19 protein-coding genes are annotated in these 24,942 nt (G+C 68.1%); 9 read left to right on the forward strand and 10 right to left on the reverse strand.

The features are described from left to right. Positions 1-66: 66 nt before the first annotated feature. Positions 67-621 carry a DNA-3-methyladenine glycosylase I gene (locus tag ACFWZ1_RS16785; protein WP_439667275.1) on the reverse strand — a complete coding sequence of 185 codons (555 nt, stop codon included), beginning with the start codon at positions 619-621 and terminating at the stop codon, positions 67-69. Positions 622-700: 79 nt separating this feature from the next. Between ACFWZ1_RS16785 and ACFWZ1_RS16790 the strand changes: the two genes are divergently transcribed. Beyond that, positions 701-1,588 carry a DMT family transporter gene (locus tag ACFWZ1_RS16790; RefSeq protein ID WP_439667276.1) on the forward strand — a complete coding sequence of 296 codons (888 nt, stop codon included), beginning with the start codon at positions 701-703 and terminating at the stop codon, positions 1,586-1,588. 73 nt (positions 1,589-1,661) lie between these two features. Here the strand turns inward: ACFWZ1_RS16790 and ACFWZ1_RS16795 are convergent, their stop codons facing one another. Both ACFWZ1_RS16795 and ACFWZ1_RS16800 read right to left on the reverse strand, forming a co-directional pair. Beyond that, positions 1,662-2,609 (reverse strand): pyridoxal-phosphate dependent enzyme, encoded by a 948-nt coding sequence (locus tag ACFWZ1_RS16795; RefSeq protein WP_439667277.1) that lies wholly within the window; start codon positions 2,607-2,609, stop codon positions 1,662-1,664. Next, positions 2,606-3,601 carry an aldose 1-epimerase gene (locus tag ACFWZ1_RS16800; protein ID WP_439667278.1) on the reverse strand — a complete coding sequence of 332 codons (996 nt, stop codon included), beginning with the start codon at positions 3,599-3,601 and terminating at the stop codon, positions 2,606-2,608. The genes ACFWZ1_RS16795 and ACFWZ1_RS16800 overlap by 4 nt, the downstream gene beginning before the upstream one ends. 65 nt (positions 3,602-3,666) lie before the next feature. Between ACFWZ1_RS16800 and pepN the strand changes: the two genes are divergently transcribed. Beyond that, positions 3,667-6,297 (forward strand): aminopeptidase N, encoded by a 2,631-nt coding sequence (gene pepN, locus ACFWZ1_RS16805; protein WP_439667279.1) that lies wholly within the window; start codon positions 3,667-3,669, stop codon positions 6,295-6,297. A 71-nt stretch (positions 6,298-6,368) separates the two neighbouring features. Here pepN and ACFWZ1_RS16810 read toward each other — a convergent pair whose 3' ends face one another. Beyond that, positions 6,369-6,554, reverse strand: a complete 186-nt coding sequence (locus ACFWZ1_RS16810) for a hypothetical protein (RefSeq protein ID WP_231322385.1) — start codon at positions 6,552-6,554, stop codon at positions 6,369-6,371. A 572-nt stretch (positions 6,555-7,126) separates the two neighbouring features. Here ACFWZ1_RS16810 and mnmG point away from each other — a divergent pair. The 3 genes from mnmG to ACFWZ1_RS16825 all read left to right on the forward strand — a co-directional run bounded on the left by mnmG (position 7,127) and on the right by ACFWZ1_RS16825 (position 12,362). Continuing rightward, positions 7,127-8,998, forward strand: a complete 1,872-nt coding sequence (gene mnmG, locus ACFWZ1_RS16815; RefSeq protein ID WP_439667280.1) for a tRNA uridine-5-carboxymethylaminomethyl(34) synthesis enzyme MnmG — start codon at positions 7,127-7,129, stop codon at positions 8,996-8,998. Between the two features lie 179 nt (positions 8,999-9,177). Further along, positions 9,178-9,930: an RDD family protein gene (locus tag ACFWZ1_RS16820; RefSeq protein WP_439667281.1), complete on the forward strand. Its 753-nt coding sequence runs from the start codon at positions 9,178-9,180 to the stop codon at positions 9,928-9,930. A 119-nt stretch (positions 9,931-10,049) separates the two neighbouring features. Beyond that, on the forward strand, positions 10,050-12,362 hold the full coding sequence (locus tag ACFWZ1_RS16825; RefSeq protein WP_439667282.1) for a Tex family protein: 2,313 nt from the start codon (positions 10,050-10,052) through the stop codon (positions 12,360-12,362). 72 nt (positions 12,363-12,434) lie between these two features. On the opposite strand, the gene ACFWZ1_RS16830 is transcribed toward ACFWZ1_RS16825, so the two are convergent. Continuing rightward, positions 12,435-13,100: a dihydrofolate reductase family protein gene (locus ACFWZ1_RS16830; RefSeq protein WP_439667283.1), complete on the reverse strand. Its 666-nt coding sequence runs from the start codon at positions 13,098-13,100 to the stop codon at positions 12,435-12,437. A 319-nt stretch (positions 13,101-13,419) separates the two neighbouring features. Between ACFWZ1_RS16830 and ACFWZ1_RS16835 the strand changes: the two genes are divergently transcribed. Continuing rightward, entirely contained in the window at positions 13,420-15,447 is a 2,028-nt protein-coding gene (locus ACFWZ1_RS16835; protein ID WP_439667284.1) for an autotransporter outer membrane beta-barrel domain-containing protein, read from the forward strand. A gap of 96 nt (positions 15,448-15,543) precedes the next feature. On the opposite strand, the gene ACFWZ1_RS16840 is transcribed toward ACFWZ1_RS16835, so the two are convergent. Then, positions 15,544-16,395: a DUF1481 domain-containing protein gene (locus ACFWZ1_RS16840; RefSeq protein ID WP_231322400.1), complete on the reverse strand. Its 852-nt coding sequence runs from the start codon at positions 16,393-16,395 to the stop codon at positions 15,544-15,546. A gap of 294 nt (positions 16,396-16,689) precedes the next feature. Here ACFWZ1_RS16840 and ACFWZ1_RS16845 point away from each other — a divergent pair, with 294 nt between their 5' ends. Continuing rightward, positions 16,690-17,253, forward strand: a complete 564-nt coding sequence (locus ACFWZ1_RS16845; protein ID WP_231322402.1) for a helix-turn-helix domain-containing protein — start codon at positions 16,690-16,692, stop codon at positions 17,251-17,253. Between the two features lie 174 nt (positions 17,254-17,427). Here ACFWZ1_RS16845 and glyS read toward each other — a convergent pair whose 3' ends face one another. Together glyS and glyQ are read right to left on the reverse strand one after the other, a co-directional pair. Continuing rightward, the gene (gene glyS, locus ACFWZ1_RS16850) at positions 17,428-19,572 is read right to left on the reverse strand and encodes a glycine--tRNA ligase subunit beta (protein ID WP_439667285.1); all 2,145 of its coding nucleotides are present in this window, start codon (positions 19,570-19,572) and stop codon (positions 17,428-17,430) included. Beyond that, complete coding sequence (gene glyQ, locus ACFWZ1_RS16855) at positions 19,569-20,480, reverse strand: glycine--tRNA ligase subunit alpha (protein WP_231322407.1); 912 nt, start codon at positions 20,478-20,480, stop codon at positions 19,569-19,571. Before glyQ ends, glyS begins: the two co-directional genes overlap by 4 nt. Before the next feature lie 97 nt (positions 20,481-20,577). Here glyQ and ACFWZ1_RS16860 point away from each other — a divergent pair, with 97 nt between their 5' ends. Together ACFWZ1_RS16860 and ACFWZ1_RS16865 are read left to right on the forward strand one after the other, a co-directional pair. After that, positions 20,578-22,395, forward strand: coding sequence for a GspE/PulE family protein (locus tag ACFWZ1_RS16860; RefSeq protein WP_439667286.1), 1,818 nt, complete (start codon positions 20,578-20,580; stop codon positions 22,393-22,395). A 23-nt stretch (positions 22,396-22,418) separates the two neighbouring features. After that, on the forward strand, positions 22,419-23,141 hold the full coding sequence (locus ACFWZ1_RS16865) for a glutamine amidotransferase (RefSeq protein ID WP_231322411.1): 723 nt from the start codon (positions 22,419-22,421) through the stop codon (positions 23,139-23,141). Between the two features lie 92 nt (positions 23,142-23,233). Here ACFWZ1_RS16865 and ACFWZ1_RS16870 read toward each other — a convergent pair whose 3' ends face one another. Together ACFWZ1_RS16870 and ACFWZ1_RS16875 are read right to left on the reverse strand one after the other, a co-directional pair. Beyond that, complete coding sequence (locus ACFWZ1_RS16870; RefSeq protein WP_231322413.1) at positions 23,234-23,557, reverse strand: DUF1820 family protein; 324 nt, start codon at positions 23,555-23,557, stop codon at positions 23,234-23,236. 10 nt (positions 23,558-23,567) lie between these two features. Beyond that, positions 23,568-24,251 (reverse strand): rhomboid family intramembrane serine protease, encoded by a 684-nt coding sequence (locus ACFWZ1_RS16875; protein ID WP_231322415.1) that lies wholly within the window; start codon positions 24,249-24,251, stop codon positions 23,568-23,570. Positions 24,252-24,942: the final 691 nt, after the last annotated feature.

Genomic DNA, 24,942 nt, shown 5'->3' on the forward strand with positions numbered 1-24,942 from the left:
AAGCGTCAGGCGGGTGACGCACTGGTGAATCGCTTCTCGCGGCGTCGAAGGTCCCGTGGGCTCCGTTCAAACTTGCCGGTGGCGGAAGCAGCCCACCAGATGGTCGTTGACCATGCCGGTGGCCTGCATCAGGGCGTAGCAGATGGTGCTGCCGACGAAGCGGAAGCCGTCCTTCTTCAGCGCCTTGCTCATGCGGTCGGAGGTGGGAGTGGTGGCGGGCACCTCGGCACTGGTGTGCCAGCGGTTGCGCACGGGCTTGCCATCGACGAACGACCACAGGTAGGCATCCAGGCTGCCGTGCGCCTCGATCGCCTTCAGCGAAGCGCGGGCGTTGTCGCGCGTGGCGGTGACCTTGAGACGGTTGCGGATGATGCCCGGGTCGGTGAGCGCCTGCTCCAGTTCGCGCTCGCTCATGCGCGCTACGCGCGCGATCTCGAAGCCGTGGAAGACCTCGCGGTAGCGCTCGCGTTTGACCAGCACCGTGCGCCAGGACAACCCGGCCTGCGCGCCTTCAAGGCAGAGGAATTCGAACAGCAGGCGGTCGTCGTGCAGCGGCACGCCCCACTCGCTGTCGTGGTAGGCGCATAGCAGGTCGTCGGTGGCCCAGGCGCAGCGGTGCATGTGGATCCCTTCGATGGCAGGGCGCCAATGTAGCGCAGCGCGCGGCGTACACTGGCGCACTTTCCCGATGCGCTCCCCGATGTCGAACCCTTCTCCGCAGCGCAGCGCGCTGGCCGCCCTGGCCGGCACCATCCTGATCTGGGCCTACAGCTGGGTGGTGATGAAGCAGGCGCTGAACTGGGCCGGGCCGTTCGATTTCGCCGCGCTGCGTTACCTGCTTGGCGCGGTGGTGCTGTTCGCCGCGCTGGCCGTCAGCCGCCAGTCGCTGCATCCGCCGCCGCTGCTTCCCACGGTGCTGATCGGCCTTTGCCAGACCGCCGCGTTCCAGGGACTGGAGCAGTGGGCGCTGGTGGGCGGCGGCGCCGGGCACGTGGCGCTGCTCGCCTACAGCATGCCGTTCTGGTCGGTGCTGCTGGCCTGGCCGCTGTTGGGCGAGACGCCTTCGGCGCGGCACTGGCTGGGCCTGGCGCTCGCGGCGGCCGGACTGCTGTGCATCCTCGAACCCTGGCACGGCCTGGGCAGTCCGTCGAGCACGGTGCTGGCGCTGGCCGGTGGCGCGGCGTGGGCGGCCGGCACGGTGCTCAGCAAGCGGCTGTTCCAGCGCCACGCGGTGTCGGCGCTGTCGCTGACCAGCTGGCAGATGCTCGTCGGCGCGCTGGTACTCGGTGCGGTGGCGTTGCTGGTGCCCGCGCGACCGATCGCCTGGAACTGGGCGTTCGCCGGCGCGCTGGCCTACAGCGCGGTGATGGCTTCCAGCGTGGCCTGGGGCCTGTGGCTGGTGGTGCTCAAGCGCCTGCCCACGACGGTGGCGAGCCTGTCCAGCCTCGGTGTACCGGTGGTCAGCGTGCTGCTGGCCTGGCTGATCCTGGACGAGCGGCCCGATGCGATGGAATGGCTGGGTATCGCGCTGGTGCTGGCGGGCCTGGCGGCGGTGGTCGGTATCGGCGCGCGCCGCACCCGCGCCTGAGAGGCAGGGAAAGCCTCAGCCACCCATCCACACGCCGAAAGGTTGAGGTGGACGGAAGTCCACCTGCGGCCCCTCACCAGGGCAACGCGTCGAGGTCGACGTTGCCACCGGTCAGTACCACGCCCACGCGGCGGCCGGCGAAGCGTTCGGGCGCCTTCAGGATCGCGGCGAAGGCGGTGGCGCTGGAAACCTCCACCACCTGCTTGAGCTCCCGCCACAGCAGGCGCATGGCGGCGATGGTGTCCTCGTCGGTCACCGTGATGATGTCGATCCGATGCTGGCGCAGCGCGTCGAGGTTGGGTTCGCCGACCAGCGCGCGCAGGCCGTCGCAGATCGTATCGGGCACCACGTCGGTGACGCGCTCGCCGCGGGCCATCGAACGCGCGGCGTCGTCCGCCCCGGCCGGTTCGCCCGCATGCAGGCTGAGCGTCGGCCGCAGCGCATGCGCGGCGATGGCCACTCCCGAGGCAAGGCCGCCGCCGCCGACCGGCGTGACGATCGCCTCGATGTCGGGGACCTGCGCCAGCAGCTCCAGCGCGATCGTGCCCTGCCCCGCCATCACCTGCCTGTCGGCATACGGATGCACCAGCACCGCGCCGGTGTCCTGCACCAGCTGCGCGGTGGTCGCCTCGCGCGCGGCCTGGGTCGGTGCGCAGCGGTGCAGCACCGCACCCGCGCGCTCGATCGCCTCGAGCTTGGCGCGTACGGCGCCCTCGGGCACCACCACGTGGGCGCGGATGCCGCGGGTCCCGGCCGCCAGCGCCAGCGCGTTGCCGTGGTTGCCGGAGGAATGCGTGACCACGCCGCGCGCGGCGGCGGTCTCGTCCAGCGCCCACACCGCATTGCAGGCGCCGCGGAACTTGAACGCACCGCCGCGTTGCAGGTTCTCGCACTTGAAGTACAGCTGCGCGCCGGCCAACGCATCGAGCGCGTCGCTGCGAAGCACCGGTGTCACGCGCGCATGAGGCGCGATGCGCGCGGCGGCGTCCTGGATCTGGGCGAGAGTAGGCAAGACTGTCATGGGGTATCGATCTCCACGCCGCAGCGGAACATCCGTGCGGCACCGGGTTCAAGTCGGATAGCTTCTGCGCAGTCGGGCCGGTTGAAGGCGTCGGGCAGGCTTTCCATCGGTTCGAGCGCGAGCGAGCGACGCGCATCGCGTTCCAGCGTATCGCCGGTGAAGGCGAGCAGCACGCCGTGCTCCTGCCACACCGCGATGCCTATGCCGCTGGCCGGATCGCGCAACCGGGCGCGCATGCGGCCATCGGTGTCGGCCTGCAGGCCGACGTAGGTGTGGTTGAGTTCGATCGCGCCGATCGCGCGCGGCTGGCGGAAGTCGAGCGCCGGTACCTGCGCCAGCGGCAGGTAAGCGGCCTCGCCAGGTAGCGGTATGAAGTCCGCACCGGTGCCGATCACGCAGGCGGCGGGGATGGCGAGCTCCCATGATGCCAGCGCGCCATCGCCGACGCGGAAGTACGGATGCCAGCCGGCGAAGGCCGGCGCCGCGCGCACGCCGACGTTGCGCAGGGTCGTTTCCAGCGTCAGCCCGTCGACCGCCAGGGTGTAGCGCACGACCAGGTCGAGCGTGAACGGGTAGCCGGGCTGCGGCGGAATGGTGGTGGCGAACGACACGCGCGCCGCGCGCTCGCCCGCCTCCAGCGCGCCGATGGCGAAGTCGGCATCGCGCACGAAACCATGCCGGCTCGCGCGCGCCGCGCCGGCGAGGCCGGGCGAAAGGTCGTGATCGTTGCCGTCGAAACGATAGCGCGCATCGGCGACGCGGTTGGCGAAGGGTGCCAGCACGGCGAACCGCGAGCCCGGGCGTGCTGCCAGCTCCACCGCGTCGCGATAACCATCGGCGAACTGCACGAACCGGCCGCCCACGGTCGCTTCGATGCCCAGCACGCAGGCGCCATGCCGCGCGATGCGCACGCGGCGACCACGCGCGCTGTCGTTCAATACGACGACCGGCTGCGTGTCCAACCACTCGATGGTGACGTCGAAAACACCCATGTCCCGTCCGGTCGCGAAAGCGCCGCATGTTAGCCTGAGCCTTCCCCCAGCGGCTTCTCCACCCCATGACTGCGCGCGACGAACAGACCCCCTCGCCCATCCGCCTTGCCGAATACCGACCACCCGCCTGGACGGTCGAACAGGTCGAACTCGAATTCGACCTCGGCATCGACGCGAGCGAGGTGCGCTCGCGCCTGCATCTGCGCCGCGATCCGGCGCAGGACGCGCCGCTGCGGCTTGACGGCGAGGGCCTTGAACTGATCGCCATCGTGCTGGACGGGCAACCGCTGGACGCGCAGGCGTATCGCTATCGCGACAACGTGCTGGAGGTCGACGGCGTTGGCGACGGCAGCGTGCTGGAAACCTGCGTGCGCGTGCGCCCCGCGGCCAACACCGCGCTGGAAGGGCTGTACCTGTCCGGCTCGCGCGAACACGGCTTCCTGCTGACCCAGTGCGAAGCCGAAGGCTTCCGGCACATCACCTTCTTCCCCGATCGCCCGGACGTGCTTGCGCGCTATACCGTCACGCTGCGCGCCGACCGCGAGCGTTTCCCCGTGCTGCTCGCCGGCGGCAATCCGGATGGCGCGGGCGAGCTGCCGGGCGAGCGCCACTGGGCGCGTTTCGTCGACCCGTATCCGAAACCCTGTTACCTGTTCGCGCTGGTGGCCGGTCGGCTGGACAAGATCGAGCGCGACTATCGCACCGCCGACGGTCGCGATGTGGCGCTGGTGATCTGGGCCGAGCCGGACGTGATCGCCTGCTGCCATTACGCCATGGACGCGCTGGAGCGCGCCATGCGCTGGGACGAACAGGCCTACGGGCGCAACTTCGATCTATCCGTGTTCCACGTCGTCGCCACGCACGACTTCAACATGGGCGCGATGGAGAACAAGGGCCTCAACATCTTCAACGCCAAATACCTGCTGGCTGATCCGGACACCACGACCGACGACGAATACCGCGCGGTGGAGGCAGTGATCGGCCACGAGTATTTCCACAACTGGAGCGGCAACCGCGTCACCTGCCGCGACTGGTTCCAGCTGTCGCTGAAGGAGGGCCTCACGGTGTTCCGCGAGCAGCAGTTCTCGGCGGACATGAATTCGCCCTCGCTCAAGCGCATCGACGACGTCGCGCTGTTGCGCCGCGCGCAGTTCCCCGAGGACGCCGGTCCGCTCGCGCATCCGGTGCGCCCGTCGCAGTACAGCGAGATCAACAATTTCTATACCGCGACGGTGTACGAAAAAGGCTCGGAACTAGTGCGCATGCTGGCCGGGCGGCTGGGGCGCGAGGGTTTCCGCCGCGGCATGGACCTGTACTTCGAGCGCAACGACGGTCGTGCCGCCACGCTGGAGGATTTCCTCGCCGCGCTGGGCCAGGCCAACGGCATCGATCTTTCACCCTACCTCGCCTGGTACGGCCAAGCCGGCACGCCGCGGGTGTCGGGTAAAGGCCACTACGATCCGGCCAGCCGCGCCTACACGCTGATCCTGCGCCAGCACACGCCGCCCTCGCCGGGCCAGCCGGACAAGCGGCCGCTGCCGATCCCGGTCAAGCTCGCGCTGTTCGATCCGGACGGCCATATGCTGCCGTTGCACGGGGGCGCGAGCGAGCAGGTGGTGGTGCTCGATGCGCACGAGCAGTCGTTCGTGTTCCCCGGCATCGAGCGCGCGCCGGTGCCGTCCCTGCTGCGCGGCTTCTCGGCGCCGGTAATCCTCGACTACGCCTACGCGCCGGCCGAGCTCGCCTTGCTGCTGACCCACGACACCGACGGCTTCAACCGCTGGGAGGCCGCTCAACAGCTGGCCTGGCGCGCCTATGCGGAGCTGCGCGACGGTCGTGGCCGAGAGGCGCTGGCGGTGTGGGGCGACACGCTCGCCGGGCTGTTCGGCCAGGCCGCGCTGGACCCGGCGCTGCTGGCCGACCTGATCACGCCGCCGGGCGAGGTGGAACTGGCCGAGCGCGAGACCGACGTCGATCCGGCGCGCATCCACACCCTGCGCCAGTCGCTGCAGCGCGAGCTTGCCGCCCGCATCGGCGCGCCCGTGCTGGCCGACCGTTACCGCGCGCTGACCGCCCAGGCGAGCGACGCACTGGATGCCGTCAGCCAGGCACAGCGCCGGCTCAAGCGCCGCGTGCTGGAACTGCTGGCGCTGCTGGATGCGCCCACGGCGCAGGCCTTCGCGACCGCCCAGTTCGACCGCGCCGCGACGATGACCGATCGCCTCGCCGGCCTCGCGGTGCTGGTGCGTAGCGGGGCGCCGCAGGCGGCCGATGCGCTCGCCCGCTACCGCGCGCGCCACGCAGACAACGCGCTCGCGCTGGACAAGTGGTTCGCAGTGCAGGCGCAAATCCCCGACGATCCCGCGCTGGCGCGCGTGCGTGCGCTGGAGGGCGATCCGACGTTCACCCTGAAGAATCCCAATCGCGTGCAGGCCCTGCTCGGTACCTGGGCGCGTGGCAATCCGAGCGGGTTCCATCGCGTCGATGGCGAGGGTTACCGGTTCCTCGCCGCGCGACTGGCGGAACTGGATGCGCTCAACCCGCAGGTGGCGGCGCGACTGGCGACCGCGTTCAACGGCTGGCAGCGGCTGGAGCCGGCGCGGCGGGAACAGGCGCGCGCGGCGGTGGCGGGACTGGCGGAGCAGCGGCTCTCGCGCAACCTGACCGAGATCGTCGGCAACATGCTCAAGGGCTAGCGGCGCCGCGTGGCCGCAAGGACGTTGCCGGACGGAACGCCCTCACGGCGCTCCGCCCGGCGACGGGGCGGTCAAGCGGCGAGCTGGCTCAGCGCGTTGCGCAGGCGGACCATGTGCGTTTCCAGGCGCGGGCGCAGGTTCTGGCGTTCCTGCTCGGTGCGCGCGGCCAGGTGTTCGATCGCCATCTGCACCTTGCCGATTTCGATCATCAGATCGTGGCGCGGATAGACGGGCTGGAAGTCGAAAGTGCTGTTCATGACGGAACGCAGAGGATGGGGTTGGTGAAGCGGACTCTGCAATGGCCGTGCCAGAGCGTGATCGTCGTCACATTCGGCTCTGGGCCTGGCCGGCCGGCTGACGCTCAGCGTCAGCTGCCTTACAAAAAAAAGCCGGAATTAGTCACTTTTTATTCACGGCCGTACTGGGAATATCGCTTCCGCAGTCGCGACGGATCGCGACGGCGCCTGCGACTTTCCGGTTTCTGGCGCCCGGCAACACGGTCATCCTGGATTCCCCCTGTTCCTGAGACCGCCGGGCGCCAGATCTAAGCACGACCAAGCCCCGCCATTGGCGGGGCTTGGTTTTTCCGGGGCCGGAAAAGGCGACGGCGCCGTGGGAATCCCCAGCGGCGCCGTCATGCTTCCTCTCCCGGTACGCGGTCAGGCCCCTGTCTGCCCAGCCTCGGCGCGCGGTTCGCGCAGCGTCTGCCCATGGAAAGTGCACGCGGAGTGAAGCAGCAATCGTGCCAAGCTCTTGATTATGTTCGGGCGCAGACGCCAAAGCGCTAACATACGCACGTTCCGTCCTCGCACGCGCCAGGCGCCTTTCGATGATCCATCCCACCCGCTACGACGTGATCGTGGTTGGCGGCGGCCATGCCGGCACCGAAGCGGCGCTGGCCGCGGCCCGCTGCGGCGCGCGCACCCTGCTGCTGACCCACAACCTGGAGACCGTCGGTGCGATGAGCTGCAACCCGGCCATCGGCGGCATCGGCAAGGGACACCTGGTCAAGGAGATCGACGCGCTCGGCGGCGCCATGGCGCAGGCGGCCGATCGCGCCGGCATCCAGTGGCGCACGCTCAACGCCTCCAAGGGACCGGCCGTGCGCGCCACGCGCTGCCAGGCCGACCGCACGCTGTACCGCGCGGCGATCCGGCGGATGGTGGAATCGCAGCCGAATCTCGAATTGTTCCAGCAGGCCGTCGACGATCTGCTCATCGAGGGCGACCGCGTCGCAGGCGTGGTCACGCAGATGGGCGTGACCTTCCGTGCCGGCGCGGTGGTGCTCACTGCCGGCACCTTCCTCGCCGGCAAGATCCACATCGGCCCGGCGCAATACGCCGGCGGGCGTGCGGGCGACCCGCCCGCCAGCGCGCTGGCGATACGCCTGCGCGAACTGCCGCTGGCGGCCGACCGGCTCAAGACCGGCACGCCGCCGCGCATCGACCTGCGCAGCATCGACTTCGGCGGGCTGGAGGAACAGCCGGGCGACGATCCCGCGCCGGTGTTCTCCTACCTGGGATCGCGCGCGGAACATCCGCGCCAGGTCAGTTGCTGGATCACCCACACCTCCGAGCGCACGCACGAGATCATCCGCGGCGCGCTGGACCGCTCGCCGCTCTTCAGCGGGCAGATCGAGGGCATCGGCCCGCGCTACTGCCCCTCGATCGAGGACAAGGTGGTGCGCTTCGCCGACAAGGGTTCGCACCAGATCTTCATCGAGCCCGAAGGACTGGACAGTTTCGAGATCTATCCCAACGGCATATCCACCTCGCTGCCGTTCGACGTGCAGCTGGAGGTGGTGCACTCGATCGCCGGCTTCGAGCGCGCGCACATCACGCGTCCGGGTTACGCCATCGAATACGACTACTTCGACCCGCGCGGCCTGCAGCCATGGCTGGAGACCAAGAGCATCGGCGGGCTCTACTTCGCCGGCCAGATCAACGGCACCACCGGATACGAGGAAGCCGCCGCGCAGGGCCTGGTCGCCGGGCTCAACGCCGCGCGCATGGTCCGCGGCGAGGCACCCTGGTTCCCGCGGCGCGACGAGGCCTACATCGGCGTGCTGATCGACGACCTCACCAGCAACGGCACGCTGGAGCCTTACCGCATGTTCACCTCGCGCGCCGAGTACCGGCTGCACCTGCGCGAGGACAACGCCGACCTGCGCCTGACCGAGCAGGGTTTCGCGCTCGGCGTGGTACCGCAGGCGCGCTTCGATGCCTTGCGCGCCAAGCGCGAGGCGGTCGAGCGCGAGACGCAGCGGCTAGCCTCGCTGTGGGCGGCACCAACCAATGCGCTGGGCGCGACGATCGAGCGCCAGCTCGGCATTGCGCTCAGCCGCGAAACCAACGCACTGGACCTGCTGCGACGCCCCGAACTGGACTACGGCAAGCTCGCCGCCGTCAGCGAACTCGGCCCCACCGTGGAACGCGAGGATGTCGCGGCGCAGGTCGAGGTGCAGGCGAAATACGCCGGCTACCTGGAGCGCCAGCGCGAGGAGATCGCGCGCCAGCGTCGCCACGAGCACACCGACATTCCTGTCGGTTTCGATTACGACAAGGTGCGTGGCCTTTCCTCCGAAGTGCTGCTCAAGCTCAAGCGCACGCAACCGGCCACGATTGGCCAGGCCGCGCGGATCAGCGGTGTCACGCCCGCGGCGATCTCGCTGTTGCTGGTGCATCTGAAGCGCCGCGCCTGAAGCTTGTCTTGCCCTCCTCTCCCGGGAAGAGGCCGGGGTTCGCGGCGCACTTGAAAGCAATCCTGCAAGAACGAGCCCCACCCGACGCCTCCCTCATCTTCGATAAGAGCGGGCGCGAGGGAGCAGGGTGCGGTGGCCCATGGCATCATCGCTTGAATCGAAATTTGCGGAGCGAGTGCATGGAAATCTGGATCGGCCGCGATGGCCAGCGCCACGGTCCCTACAAGGAGGAGGACGTGCGCCAGTGGCTGCGCAGTGGCCAGCTCGCCGCCGAGGACCTGGGTTGGTACGAGGGCCTGGCCGACTGGCAACCTTTGTCGGTGCTGTTCCCCGACGCGCTGGCCGCCACGCCCCCGCCGCTTGGGCCCGCGCCCGTGGTGCCGCCGCCGACCACCACGGCGGCGCTGGAGGATTACGCCGGTTTCTGGAAGCGCCTGGTCGCCTACATCATCGACGTGATCGTGCTCTACATCCCGCAGATGCTGATCATGAATGCGTTCGGCAACGAAGCGGCCCAGGCGAAACTGGAGCAGGTCCTGCTCTCGGCCGGTTCCGATCCCCAGGTGATGCTGGCTGCCTACGGCCAGTACTACGAAACCATGCGCATGGGCATCGCGCTGACTGCCGTGCTGGTCTGGTTGTATTTCGCCATCTGTGAGAGCTCGGCCTGGCAGGCCACCGTGGGCAAGCTGGCGATGGGCATCCGCGTGACCGATCTGGACGGCGGGCGCATCGGCTTCTGGCGCGCGCTGGGACGCTACGCGGCGAAGATCCTCAGCTGGATGATCGTGGGCGTCGGCTTCCTGATGATCGGCTGGACGCGGCGCAGGCAGGGCCTGCACGACATGCTCGCCAACACCCTGGTGCTCAACGGCCGGGCCGGCGCATTCCACCACCCCGCACCGCGCAACGATGGATCTTTCCACGCCTGAACGAAGGGTGGGGTTCGGCCCACCATCGCCATCCCGCATGGTGGGCGAACCCACCCGACGAACCGCGCTGCGGTTGTTATGATCGACGGCTCCCTGCACCACTTGAAGCCCTTGATCACATGCTCAGCATCGAACACCGCATTGCCCAGGACATCGCCGCCAAGCCCGACCAGGTGCGCGCGGCGGTGGGCCTGCTCGACGAGGGCGCGACCGTGCCCTTCATCGCCCGCTACCGCAAGGAGGCCACCGGCGGCCTGGACGACACGCAGCTGCGCCTGCTCGAAGAGCGCCTGCGCTACCTGCGCGAGCTGGAGGAGCGCCGCGGCGCGATCCTCGCCAGCATCGAGGAGCAGGGCAAGCTATCCGATGCGCTGAAGAACGACATCCTCGCCGCCGACACCAAGGCGCGGCTGGAAGATCTCTATCTGCCCTACAAGCCCAAGCGCCGCACCAAGGCGCAGATCGCCCGCGAAGCGGGCCTGGAGCCACTGGCGACCGGCCTGCGCGACGATCCGACGCTTACCCCCGAAATATTCGCCGAATCGTTCGTCGATGCCGACAAGGGCGTGGCCGACGTGCGCGCGGCGCTCGATGGCGCACGCGCCATCCTGATGGAGTCCATCGCCGAGGATGCGCACCTGGTCGGCGAGCTGCGCGACTGGCTCTGGGACAAGGGCCAGATCCGCGCGAAGGTGGTCGAGGGCAAGGAGAACGAGGGCGCCAAGTTCCGCGATTACTTCGATCATGTCGAAGCGGTCGGCAAGATCCCCTCGCATCGCCTGCTGGCGCTGATGCGCGCGCGCAACGAAGGCGTGATCGAACTGGAGCTGCAGCCGGCGCTCGACGCCGAACAGGGCCATCTGGAGGGCGAAGGCCGAGTCGCCGCGCACGCCGGCATCCATGACCGCGGCCGCGCTGCCGATGCGTGGCTGCGCGAAACCGTGCGCCTGACCTGGCGCGTGAAGCTGCACCTGCACCTGACGCTGGACCTGTTCGGCCGCGTGCGCGAAGGCGCCGAGGACGAGGCGATCCGCGTGTTCGGCGACAACCTGAAAGACCTGATGCTGGCCGCGCCGGCGGGCGCCAAGACGGTGATGGGCCTGGACCCGGGCATCCGCACCGGTTGCAAGGTGGCCGTGGTCGATGCCACCGGCAAGCTGCTGGCGACCGAGACGATCTATCCGCTGGAGCCCCGGCGGCAGTGGAACGAATCGCTGGTCGTGCTGGCGAAGCTGTGCAAGCAGCACGACGTGGACCTGATTGCGATCGGCAACGGCACCGCCTCGCGCGAGACCGACAAGCTGGCCGGCGAGCTGATCAAGAAACTGCCGGATGCCAAACTGTTGAAGATCGTGGTCAGCGAGGCCGGCGCTTCGGTCTATTCAGCGTCCGAAACGGCTGCGAAGGAATTTCCGAACCTCGACGTCAGCCTGCGCGGCGCCGTGTCCATCGCGCGCCGCCTGCAGGATCCGCTCGCCGAACTGGTGAAGATCGAGCCCAAGGCGATCGGCGTGGGCCAGTACCAGCACGACGTCAACCAGGTGAAGCTGGCGCGCGCGCTCGACGCGAAGGTCGAGGATTGCGTCAACGCCGTCGGCGTGGACGTCAACACCGCCTCGGCCGCGCTGCTCTCGCGCGTGGCCGGACTATCGCCGAGCGTCGCCGAGAACGTGGTCAAGCATCGCGACGCCCATGGTCCGTTCGCCAACCGCAAGGCGCTGCTGAAGGTGCCGCGGCTGGGCGACAAGGCGTTCGAGCAGTGCGCCGGCTTCCTGCGCGTGCCCAGCGGCGACAACCCGCTGGACGCCAGCGCGGTACATCCGGAAGCCTACCCGGTGGTCGAGCGGATCATCGCCCAGTGCGGTCGCGAGGTGCGCAACATCATCGGCGACACCGGCTTCCTGCGCGGCCTGAAGCCCGAGCAGTTCACCGACGAAAAGTTCGGCGTGCCGACCGTGCGCGACATCCTCAAAGAGCTGGAGAAGCCAGGCCGCGACCCGCGTCCGGAGTTCGTCGCGCCGAGCTTCGCCGAAGGCGTGGAGGACCTCAAGGACCTGCGTCCCGGCATGATCCTGGAAGGCCGCGTCACCAACGTCGCCGCGTTCGGCGCGTTCGTCGACATCGGCGTGCACCAGGACGGTCTGGTGCACGTGTCCGCGCTCTCGCACACGTTCGTCAAGGACCCGCGCGATGCGGTCAAGGCCGGCGACATCGTCAAGGTCAAGGTGATGGAGGTGGACCTTCCGCGCCAACGTATCGGCCTGTCGATGCGTCTGGACGACGAACCGGGCCAGGCCCGCGGCGCCCGCCCCGGCGACGACAACCGCGGCACCCGCCCGCAGCGGGGTGCGCCGCCGCCCAAGCCCGCCGCGCCGCCGGCCAACAACGCCTTCGCCGACGCGTTGCTGCGCGCGCGCGAGGGCAAACGCTGAAACCACAGGGACGCCCGATCCGCGCCCGGAGTCCGTTCCGGGCGCGCGTGGGGCAAACGTCCGCGCTCGGGCTCAGGCCGGCTGGTAGACGACGGCCATCGCCCCGGAGCTGAAGGGGGTCACGCTGAGCAGCCGCAAATCGGCCGGACTGCCTAGTCCGGCAAACAGCGGCTGGCCCTGGCCCAGTATCACCGGGTGGATGGCCAGCCGGTATTCGTCGATGAGGCCGGAGGTGACGAGGCTGCGGGCGAAGCGGGCGCCCCCGTGCGCCAGGATGTATTTGCCCGGCTGCTGCTTCAGCCGCTGGATTTCCTCCACCAGATCGCCGCGTGCCACGGTCGGCCTGGCCCAGGAGTCCAGGACCGCCACTGTCGGCGTGGCGCCATGCCTTTCCGCATTGCGCGCCTTTGCTTCGGCGAAGGCCTTGGTCGTCTGATCGCCCCGCGTTCCGTCGTCGAGCCCGTGCCTTGAGAAAATCACCTTGGGGATATCGTTCATCGGCCGTGCGAGCGGCATTTCCGAATAGGGCCAGAACGCCGCCATGTCGTAATAGCTGCCGCTCCCCATGATGTGCACGCCCGCGTCGCCGAGCGTATCGAGGACCCATCGGGTCGAATCGTCGCCGCCGGAGGTGCGGAACACCCAGTCGGCCTCGCCGTTCGGTCCGGCGACGAAACCGTCCAGCGAGACGGACATCTTCAGTACCAGCTTTCTCTTCGCTGCCGTCGTGGCCGTCATGACTTTTCCCCTCGCCTCGGTGGTTCGCAGGACGTAGGTGTCCTTTGCCGGTTTCTTGCCCTATGGACCGCGACGAGCGGCGCGACGCTATTTCGACACGACGCGCCTTGGCCGCAGGGGATCGGATCGACAACGGGTCCACGCGATAGTTTGCTGGGGGACCGTTCGCCCTGGCCGCGCTCGGCGATGGCAAATCGCAGCCCGGCCTTTCCGCACCGCGCACACGCGATGCGCCGCAGCATGCGCTTCCGTATGGACTGCATTACCGTGACGCTCAAATAACGAAGGCCATCCCGGCCCCTCAAGGAGCGTCACCGTCATGCCCCGTACCCGTCTTGCCGGCGCCATCCTCGCCGGTCTGCTGTTCAGCGCGGCCGCCGCGGCCACCGATTTCGACCAGGTCGTCGTGTTCGGCGACAGCCTGAGCGACAACGGCAACATCTCGCTGGCGACCGCGCCCGGCGTGCAGCCGCCGCTGCGCTTCACCACCAATCCCGGCACCCTGGCCATCGAGAACGTCGCCAGCGCGCTTGGCCAGCCGATCGCGCCGTCACTGACCGGGGGCTCGGACTACGCGTGGGGCGGCGCCGGCGTGCTCGTCAATTCCCCGGGCACGCCCGCCGCGGTGCCCACGCTGACCAGCCAGGTGGGCGGCTACCTGGCCGCCGGCACGGTCGATGCCAATGCGCTGTACTCGATCTGGGGCGGCGCCAACGACATCTTCTATCACGCCACCGCCGCCGGCGCGGGGGTCACCGCCCAGCAGCTGATCGCGCAGACAATTACGCAACAGGTCTCGCTGGCGATCGCCAACAACATCATTCCGAACGATCCGGCCGCGATCGCCGCCTTCACCGCGCAGATCACGCCGACCGTCACCGCCCAGGTGAACGCGGCGGTGCTCGCCGGCGCCGGGGTCAGCGCGTTCGAGACCGCGGAACAGGCACAGGCGGGCGTTGCCGCCGCGGCCCAGCAGGAGGTCAAGCTGATCGGCCAGCTGCAGGCGGCGGGCGCCAAGAACATCCTGGTGTTCAACCTGCCCAACATCGGCCTGACGCCTTCGGCGCTTGCTCAGGGTCCAGAGGCGGCAACCGCGCTGGGCGGCCTCGGCCTGGTCTTCAACGGCCAGCTCAACGCCGGCCTGTCGCAAATGGGCGTGGGCATCGTTCCGGTCAATGTCTACAGCCTGTTCAACGAGATCATTGCCGACCCGCAGACCTTCGGCTTCACCAACGTCAACGAGCCGGCCTGCGGCGCGGGCGCATCGTCGGTGCAGTGCGGTCCGGCCGGTTCGGGCCTGCCCTATACCTACCCCGATGGCGCCGACCAGAGCTACGTGTTCGCCGACGGCGTGCATCCGACCACCGCGGCGCATGCGGTGCTGGGCCAGTATGTGATGTCCATCCTCGAGGCACCGGGCCAGGTTTCGCTGCTGGGCGAGGCGCCGCTGGCGGCGACCGGCACGCAGTACCGCGCGATCCGCAACCAGCTGCTGGCCGATGGCCAGGGCAGCGATACCCGCTTCTTCGCCAGCGTGGATTACGGCCGGCAGCGCTTCGACGCGACCGGTGGCTCGCCCCGCACCGACAGCGACAACGTCAACCTGACCCTCGGCACCGACGCGCGCGTGAGCGACCACGTGTCGGTCGGCGTTGCGCTCTCGCTGGGCCAGAACAATGCCGATTTCACCGGTGGCGCTGGCGGCTACAAGATGCAGGACATTTCCGGCCTCGGTTACGCGCTGTACCACAACGGCGGCGGTTACCTGGGCGGCTTCGCCAGTTTCGGCCAGTCCAACTTCAAGGACATCAACCGGCGCATCCAGCTGGGCGCCGCCACCCGCAACGAGAGCGGCAAGGCGGATGGCTCCCATCTCGGCGCCGGCCTCGAAGGCGGCTGGTGGTTCGGCAGCGGCGGCCTGAAGACCGGACCGTTCGCGCGCGCGGAGTGGCAGACGGCGAAGGTCAACGGCTACGCCGAGACGGGCAACGACAGCACCGCCATGTGGTTCGGCCGCCAGCAGCGCGACGCATTGCTCGAATCGCTCGGCTGGCGCCTGCAGGGCCAGTGGCAGGCCGGCGGCGCCACGCTGATGCCGTTCGTGGAAGTGTCCTGGAACCACGACGACAAGGCCGATGCTCGCGAGGTCCAGGCCGGCCTGGTCGGCATGCCCGGAACCTTCGCGCTCACCGGCTACGTGCCGGACAAGACCTGGCTTGGTGCCGATCTTGGCCTGTCCGCCCAGTTCAGCACGAACGTCACCGGCTGGTTCGGCTATCACGGCCGCTTCAGCGATGACACCCAGAAGGACGACAGCGTGAACCTGGGCGTCAAGATCGGCTTCTGACGCCGATCGCGCTTCCACGAAAAAGCCGCCCTCGGGCGGCTTTTTTTTGGCCGGACGCCCAGATGGCTGGACGTCCATTGGGAGCAGGCGGAAGGCTTACTTGCCCTTGCCGCCCGTGGCCAGCTTGAGGATGTTTTCGGCCTGGTTCTTGAGGCTGGCGGCCTCGTCATCGCCAAGCGTGTCGGTCTTGCTGCCGGAGACGACCTGCTTGAGCACCAGATTGCCGTCCTTGTCCCAGCCGGCGCGCTCGGTCGAGCTGGGCTTGGCATCCTGGCTGGCCTTCTTCTGCTGCACCACCACCCACGGCTTGCCGTCGCGGTAGGCGTAGTCGGTGCTGGTGAAGCCCTTGTCGCCGTAATCGGCGCGGCCGCGGATGAACTGCACCTGCCCGTTCTGGCGGAACACCTGCCAGGCACGCGAGACGTCCTTCTCCAGCTTGGTGCCATTGCTGATCTTCATGCCGCCGATCTGCTTCTGCACGGACTGGAAATCGGCCAGCTCCTTCTCGCCCGGGGTCTGCTCGGCGACCAGTTCGATCGTCACCTGGTTGGGCGCACCCTTGGTCAGTACCGGCGCCTGCAGCGCCATCTTGTAGTGACGCTCGCCGTCGGTCAGGTCGGCCTTGACCACGTACAGGTCGGCCGGGTTGACGTCGGCCGGGTTGAAGGTGAGCTCGAACGACTGCGGGAACTGCACCGGTGCGATGGTCTTGGTAGCCAGCGCGGCGCCGGCCTGGTCGGTCGAGGACACGTCGACCAGGTTGACCGTGAGCTTGGCGTCCGGCGAGACGGCGCTGTCGCCGCGCACGTTGATCGTGCCGCTGACCGAGTTCGCCTTCGCCGCGACGGCGGCATTGTCGCCCTTGCCCTGTTCGGGGGCGTTGGAGCCGTTGCAGCCAGCCAGTGCCAGCGCAGCTACCGACATCAGCGACCAGACCATCCTGCGCATGGGGAAACCTCTATTCAATTGAAAAGCATTTGCTTTGGGGAATGCACGCAAACCGTACGGCGTCTCGCGTACGTTTTCCGCGGGGGAAGTTCCAAGCATAGCGGAAAAAACCGCCCCCGGGCAAAAGTCAAGCCAGACTGATGGCAGCCCCGGCGACGTCCCTTTTGCCATTCACATGGCATAAACGCTGGCAAGGCACGCCAAAGCCCGCGGTAAGCACGGCGCGCTACGATGGCGCATGGCGGCTTCCGGTCGGCGGCTGCCAGTGATGCTTCCTGATGTCGGGAAAAGCCCATGAACCTCGCACCGCCCTCATCCCAATCCGAAAGCCCCGGCACCTTCGCCGACCGCATCAAGCTGCTGATCCAGCGCGTCGGCAGCGCTACCGAAATCGCCCGCATGTGCGGCTTTTCCGAAGGCGTGGTGCGCAGCTGGCGCGACGGCAACACCGACCCCTCGCGCGCACGCTGCGTGACCCTTGCGCGCACGCTCGGGATTTCGTTGATCTGGCTGGTCGCCGGCGAGGGCGCGATCCTGACGGACGTGGACCAATCCGGCGCCGACGAGCAAACCAGCAGCGACACCACGCAGCGGCCACGCGCACGCCTGGACGGTGCAACCGGCCACGTTCTGGTCACCTCGAGCACCAGCGTGGACACGCAACGCCTCAACGCTGCGATGCGCATCCTGCAATCGGAACTGGAACTGGCCGGGCAACGACTTCCGCTGGCCGACCACACCGATCTTCTGGCCAAGCTTTACGAGGCCATGGGCCCGGGCGGCATTCGCGTGGATACCGACGCGATGCTGACGTTCAACCGCCAGCTGGCCGAGCGGATAGGGCGCACCGGCGCCTGATTCGGCCGATCATGGTCCGCGGTACGGGCATTCGAGTTCGCGGACGAAAACCGCGAGAGCGCACTTAGCTGTCTGTCGGAGAGTGGCCCGGCGCATCAAAGCCGACGACTACCGGGTCCAGGCACAGCTTTGATCGCCCGGAGCGCGGGAAGATGCGCCGGTCCCGATCCGACACTACAGACGCGCGATATCGGCGACCGCCGCGAACTGCGCTTTCAGGCTGGCCAGCAGGGCGAGGCGATTGGCGCGCACGCGGACGTCCTCGGCGTTGACCAGCACGCTGTCGAAGAAAGCGTCCACCGGCGCCTGCAGCTGCGCCAGGCGCGTGAGCACGGCGGTGTAGTCGCCGGCGGCACGCGGCGCGGCGGTATCGGCAAGGGCGGCGTCCAGCGCGCTGGCCAGGTCATGCTCGGCGGGCGAGTCGAAACAGGCCGGGTCGACCACGCCGCCTGGCGCGATGCCGGTTTCTTCCTCGGCCTTGCGCAAAATGTTGGCCACGCGCTTGTTGGCGGCGGCCAGACTGGCCGCTTCGGAACGACGGCCGAATTCCCCCACTGCACGCAGCCGACGGTCGAAGTCCGGCAGCGTGGCCGGTCCCACGGCCAGCACCGCCTCGAACTGCTCGGGAGTGAAACCCAGTTCGGCGTAGTAGCCGCGCAAGCGGTCGAACACGAACTCGGCGAGTTCGCCCAGCAGTGCGGCGCGGCGCGCGCCGGCATCGAACACCGCCGGTTTGCCATCCTTGCCCGGCTTGAGGCCGGCGGCCAGCGCCGTGTCCGGCAACAGGTCCAGCGCCTCGGCGAAACTGGCGCGCAGATCCAGCTCCAGGCTTGCCTCGACCAGCGTGCGCGCCAGGCCGAGCGCCGCGCGGCGCAGCGCGAACGGATCCTTGTTGCCGCTGGGCTTCATGCCGACGGCGAAGATGCCGGCCAGCGTGTCGAGTCGTTCGGCCACGGCGAGTACCTGGCCGACGGCGTCGGCGGCGATGGCATCGCCGGCGAAACGCGGCTGGTAGTAGCTGTCCAGCGCCTGCGCCACTGCCTCGCCTTCGCCCTGGCGCTGTGCGTAGTAGCGACCCATCACGCCCTGCAGTTCGGGAAACTCGCCGACCATGCGGGTCAGCAGATCGCACTTGGCCAGCGAAGCGGCGCGCGTGGCGGCGCCGGCATCGACACCCACGCGGCTGGCGATCACGCGGGCGAGTTCGGCCACGCGCACGCTCTTGTCCCACAGGCTGCCCAAGGCCTGCTGGTAGGTAACGTTCTTCAGCGGCTCCTGATAGCTCGCCAGCGGCGTCTTGAGGTCCTCGTCCCAGAAGAACTTGGCATCGGCGAAGCGCGGGCGGATCACGCGCTCGTAGCCCTTGCGGATCTCGGCCGGGTCCTTCGACTCGATGTTGGCCACGCCGATGAAGTGTTCGCTGAGCGAACCTGCGACGTCGAATACCGGCACGAACTTCTGGTTGGTCTCCATGGTGGTGACCAGCGCTTCGGGCGGCACGGCGAGGAACTCGCGCTCGAAGGCACAGGCGATCGCCGCCGGCCATTCGGTGAGGTTGGCGATCTCGTTCAGCAGGGCATCGTCCAGGCGCGGTTCGCCGCCGGTCTGCCCAGCGGCACGGGCCACTTCCGCCTGGATGCGTTCACGACGCTCGAGCGGATCGGCGAGCACTTTGGCCGCGCGCAGCGCGTCGAGCCAGCCGTCGGCGTCGGTCACGTGCACGGGATTGGGATGCATGAAGCGGTGGCCGCGCGACTTGCGGCCGCTCTTCAGGCCCAGCACCTCACCGTCGATGATGTCCGCGCCATGCAGCATCACCAGCCAGTGCGCCGGGCGCACGAAGGCGTAGTCGTGGTCGGCCCAGCGCATCGGGCGCGGGACCGGCAGGCCCCTGAGCGCCTCCTCGACGATCTCCGGCAGCAGCGCGGCCAGCGACTGGCCAGGCTTGACCGCGCGGAACACGAACCACGCGCCCTTGTCGGTCTCGAGCTTTTCCAGCTGGTCCACCTCGACGCCGCAGGACTGCGCGAAGCCGGTCAACGCCTTGGAGGGCTGGCCCTGTGCGTCCAGCCCGGCCGTGAGCGCCGGACCGCGGCGTTCGATATGCTGTTCTGGCTGCGTGGCAGCGACCGCCGGCACGTACACGGCCAGCCGGCGCGGCGTGCAGTAGGCGCGCGCCTCGTCCAGCCCGCCTTCAATGCCGCGCTTGCCCAGGCCCTGGACGATTCCGTCCAGGAACGCCTGCGACAGTTCGTCGAGCGCCTTGGGCGGCAGCTCCTCGGTGCCCAGTTCGATCAGCAGCGATTTGGCGGCGCTCATGCGGCCTGCTCCTTGGAAACGTTCTTCAGGCCGGGAAAACCCAGTTTCTCGCGCTGCGCCACGTAGGCTTCGGCGACGGCACGCGAGAGCGTGCGCACGCGCAGGATGTAGCGCTGGCGCTCGGTCACGCTGATGGCACGGCGGGCGTCGAGCAGGTTGAAGGTGTGGCTGGCCTTCATCACCTGCTCGTAGGCCGGCAGCGGCAGTCCGGCGCCGATCAGCTGGTTGGCGGTGGCCTCGCAGACGTCGAACCAGCGCAGAAGCTCCGGCACGTTGGCGTGCTCGAAGTTATAGGTGCTCTGTTCCACTTCGTTCTGGTGGAACACATCGCCGTAGGTGACCACGCCACGTGGACCGTCGGTCCAGATCAGGTCGTAGACGTTGTCTACGTTTTGCAGGTACATCGCAAGGCGCTCGAGGCCGTAGGTGATCTCACCGGTCACCGGACGGCACTCGAGGCCGCCGGCCTGCTGGAAGTAGGTGAACTGGGTCACTTCCATGCCGTTGAGCCAGACCTCCCAGCCCAGGCCCCAGGCGCCGAGCGTGGGCGATTCCCAGTTGTCCTCGACGAAACGCAGGTCGTGCACCAGCGGATCAAGCCCGAGCTCCTTCAGCGAGCCGATGTACAGCTCCAGGATGTTCTCCGGGTTGGGCTTCATCACCACCTGGTACTGGTAGTAGTGCTGCAGGCGGTTGGGATTTTCGCCGTAGCGGCCATCGGTGGGACGGCGCGAAGGCTGCACGTAGGCAGCCGCCCAGGGCTCGGGCCCAAGCGCGCGCAGGAAGGTCGCCGGGTGGAAAGTACCCGCGCCGACCTCGGTGTCCAGCGGCTGCAGGAGCACGCAGCCTTGCGCGCCCCAGTAGCGGTTGAGGGTCTGGATCACGTCCTGGAAAGTGCGCGCTGGCATGGCGATTGGCCCAACTACAAAGCGCGTTAGTATAGCCAAAGCCCGCGCAGGCACTGGTCCGGCGCCGCTCGAACGCACCCGTGGGAGCCCGTCTTCGATGGCCGCATCACCGCAAATCGCATCCCTGCTCGGTCGTCGTGGCCGGCTGGGGCTGGACGACGTGCTGGCCGCGCTGGTGGTGGACGGCTACGTCGCCGCCGATGACGCCAAGAACGTGCGCATGGGCGTGCGCGCGGGACGCAGCACGGTCGAGCTGCACCCGCTTGTGCTGATCGCCAACGCCAAGCTGGCGAACCTGCGCGAACCGGGCCGTCCGCTGAGCCTGGAAGCGCTGACCGAATGGCTGGCCGGCCAGGCAGCACTGCCCTACCTCAAGATCGATCCGATGAAGATCAACGTGGCGGCGGTGACCCAGGTGGTCAGCCATGCCTATGCCACGCGCCATCGCATCCTGCCAGTCGCCGCCACGCCGTCCGAGGTGACCTTCGCAAGCTGCGAGCCGTTCGACGCGGCCTGGGCGGGCGACCTGGCGCAGATGCTCCGCCGGGACGTTCGCCGGGTGGTGGCCAGCCCGCTGGACATCAACCGGTACCTGGCCGAGTTCTACGGCGTGCAGCGCTCGATCCAGATGGCGCAGGACGCCAAGGGTGCCGGCTACGACAGTTCGGCTGCGATCCTCAATTTCGAGCAGTTGGTGGAGCTGGGCAAGACCGGCGAGGTCGGCGCGGACGACCGCCATGTCGTGCACATCGTCGACTGGCTGCTGCAGTACGCCTTCGAGCAGCGCGCGTCGGACATCCACCTGGAGCCGCGGCGCGACGCCGGGCAGATGCGCTTTCGCATCGACGGCGTGATGCACAAGGTGTTCGAGTTGCCGCCGCCGGTGATGACCGCGGTGACCGCGCGCATCAAGATCCTGGCGCGCATGGACGTGGCCGAGAAGCGACGCCCGCAGGACGGCCGCATCAAGACGCGCTCATCCGCCGGGCGCGAGGTCGAGTTGCGCATATCGACCATGCCCACCGCCTTCGGCGAGAAGGTGGTGATGCGCATCTTCGATCCGGACATCGTCGCCAAGGATTTCTCGCAACTGGGTTTCTCGCCCGAGGAAGGCGAAATCTGGCGCTTGATGGTCGAACGCCCACACGGGATCGTGCTGGTGACCGGCCCGACCGGCTCGGGCAAGACCACGACGCTGTATTCGACGCTCAAGCACCTGGCGCGGCCGGAGCTCAACGTCTGCACGGTGGAAGACCCGATCGAGATGGTCAGCCCCGAGCTCAACCAGATGCAGGTGCAGGCCTCGATCGACCTGGACTTCGCCGCCGGCGTGCGTACGCTGCTGCGCCAGGACCCGGATATCATCATGATCGGTGAGATCCGCGACCTCGAAACCGCGCAGATGGCGGTGCAGGCGTCGCTGACCGGCCACCTGGTGCTGTCCACCCTGCACACCAACGACGCACCGAGCGCGGTGACCCGCCTGCTCGACCTGGGCGTACCGCATTACCTCATCCAGTCCACGCTGACCGGCGTGGTCGCCCAACGCCTTGTGCGCACGCTATGCCCGCACTGCAAGCGCGAGGCACAACAGGATCCGCACACCTGGACCGCGCTCACGCACGGTTGGTCGCTGCCGGCGCCGCATAGGGTTTTCGAGCCGGTCGGCTGCCTGGAGTGTCGCAATACCGGCTTCATGGGTCGCACGGGCGTCTACGAAATGCTGCGCCTCAGCTCGCGCCTGCGCGGCCTGATCTCGGCCCAACTCGACCTGGCCAGGCTTGGCGAGGCGGCGCTGGCCGAAGGCATGCAGCCGCTGCGCATATCGGCCGCGGCGCAGGTGGCCAAGGGCTTGACCACGGTGCAGGAAGTACTCACGGTATTGCCACCGATCGAACATGAAAGCCAATCCTAGGCTTTAGGCATCCAGACGTCCGCATGAAACCTATCCTGATCATTCGCACTGGCCGTGCGCCCGATGCCATCCGCGCGCGTCACGGCGATTTTCCGCATTGGTTCCGCCTCTGCGCGGCACTGTCGCCCGTCCGCCTTCAGGTGGTCGACGTCGCCGCCGGGGAGAGCCTGCCCCCGCCGAGCAACGTCGCTGGCGCACTGATCACCGGTTCGGCCGCGATGGTCACCGAACGAGCCGCCTGGAGTGAACGTACCGCTGGCTGGATCCGCAATGCCATGGATGCGCATCTGCCGCTGTTCGGCGTCTGCTACGGCCACCAGTTGATGGCGCATGCGCTGGGCGGTCGCGTGGACTACCTGCCGGGCGGGCGGGAAATCGGCACGCTGCCGATCGAGCTCACCGCAGCTGCCGGCCACGATCCTCTTACCGCCCGGCTCCCCACCAGTTTCCGCGCCCATACGACGCACGAACAGAGCGTGTTGGAGCCGCCACCAGGCGCCACGGTGCTGGCGCGCTCGGCGCGTGATCCGCATCATCTGCTTCGCTACGCCCCCAATGCGGTGAGCGTGCAGTTCCACCCGGAGTTCAACGCGGACGTGATGCGCGCCTACATCCATCGCAAGCGCGAAGCGATGCGGAACGAAGGCAGCGACCCGCACCGGATCTGGCGCGAAGTGGCCGCCACGCCAATCGCACGCCGGGTCATGCGCGGTTTTGGCCTGCGCCATGGGCTCAGCGCGGCCTAGGCACCCGTCAAGCGCAAGGCGAAGCGGGCAAGCGGGCAGTCTTGTCGAAGCGTTCGGCCGGCAAGACGCACCATCCGGTCAGCGGGTGCTGCTCATCTTGGTTTTGTCGGCATCGGGAAAGGCGTCACCTTCTGTCCATCGTTCGCGTCGCGGATGACCAGCGTGCCCTTGCGTTCGACCTCCTCGATGCGAACGATCGACTGCATCGGCAGATGAAGCACCTGCGTATCGGCGAATTCGTCGCGCAGGCGTTCCTCGGTGGGGTCCACCAGCAAGCCCGAGCCGGCCGGCTCGAACACCAGTTCGCCGACTTCGGTGAAACCCCACAGCGCACTGGTGTCGACGTGCCGCGCGTACAGCTCGTAGCACTTGCCCAGGTGCAGGAAGGTCACCTTGTAGAGTTTTCTGGTACGCATGGCGCGCAGTTTAGCCGCGCAGGCGGCGCGCAATCGCTTCGCGCGAGAACAGCGCGAACAACATGCCGAACAGGAATCCGGCGATGTGTGTCCACCACACGACCGCTCCGTAGCTCGGGCCGGCGTAGCTGAAGAGCAACTGCAGCAAAACCCAGATACCGATCAGCAGGTAGGCTGGCACGCGCACGAATTCGAGGAACAGACCCAGCGGCAAAACCAGCCCCAACCGCGCCCGCGGGAACAATGCCGCGTACGCGCCGAGTACCGCCGAGACCGCACCGCTGCAGCCGATGATCGGCAGCCGCACGCCGGCAAGCGTCAACGCGCCCACCAGATTGGCGACGATCCCGCCCGCGACGAACAACGAGAGAAACCGGGCCGAGCCCAGCGTGCGCTCCGCCGGCAAACCGAAGATCACCAGGAAGAGCAGATTGCTCAAGAGGTGGATCCAGGCCACATGGATGAACAGCGCCGTGAATAGCCGGAGCAGAGCCGGGTCGCCCATCTGGCGCCACAGCGCTTCGCGCGTGTCGAAAATGTTGGCCGGGATCGTGCCCCACTCCAGCAGGAACGAGATCCGCTTTGGTGGCGCCATCAATGCCAGTGCCACGAAGCTGGCCACGCACACGAGCACCAGCAGCAGCGTCGCCCACTGCATGGTGGAACGTCGCCGTGTCTCCACATGAACGAACAAGGCTGCGTCTCCCTCGGCGCCGCGTCGTAGTCCTTTGCATCATAGAGGCATGGGGCGGCCAGATGACAAAGGCGCTCCGAAAGGCGCGATTGCTCGAAGCTAAAGTGCAAGGCTGGGCTCGGGGGCGCGCTTTGCGGGCTGGCGCCTGTTGAACACGGAAAGACGCAACATCTCCGTTCTCCCCAGATCATCAAGAACAACGTCCATCGCGGGCATGGCGCGAGCAGTCGCCCCGCGGTCCTGCAGGAGCGCACCTGTGTGCGCCCGCCCTTTGATGGACGGGGGGAAAACGCATCGGATGCGCGGAACGTCCGTGTAGGAACCCGGCCGCGGTGTGCCGTCTATCGATGTGCCGGCCAAGCGGTGCGCCTCCCTGTTCCGACCTTCGATGTTGGCGGTGGGATTGCCCGCCGGTGACGGGCCGCGACCACAGCCGCCGGTCGAACGTTGGTGCGCGACTGCGGGCAGTGAGGGATGGTGGCCGGTAGTGGCAGCCGGGTGCATGGCGGTCGCGCCAAGGGGCGCTTCTACAGGGGTAACGGCGCCTGAAGCGCCGCAGAAAACCGCAGGCAAAGAAAAACCCCCACCGTTGCCGGTGAGGGTGTTTCAGGATAAAGCCCCTGGCGGTGACCTACTCTTGCATGGACAAGCCACACTACCATCGGCGCGGCTGCGTTTCACTTCCGAGTTC

This window comes from Frateuria sp. GZRe14, from assembly GCF_051900395.1.
GTDB classification, from domain to species: Bacteria; Pseudomonadota; Gammaproteobacteria; order Xanthomonadales; family Rhodanobacteraceae; genus Frateuria_A; species Frateuria_A edaphi.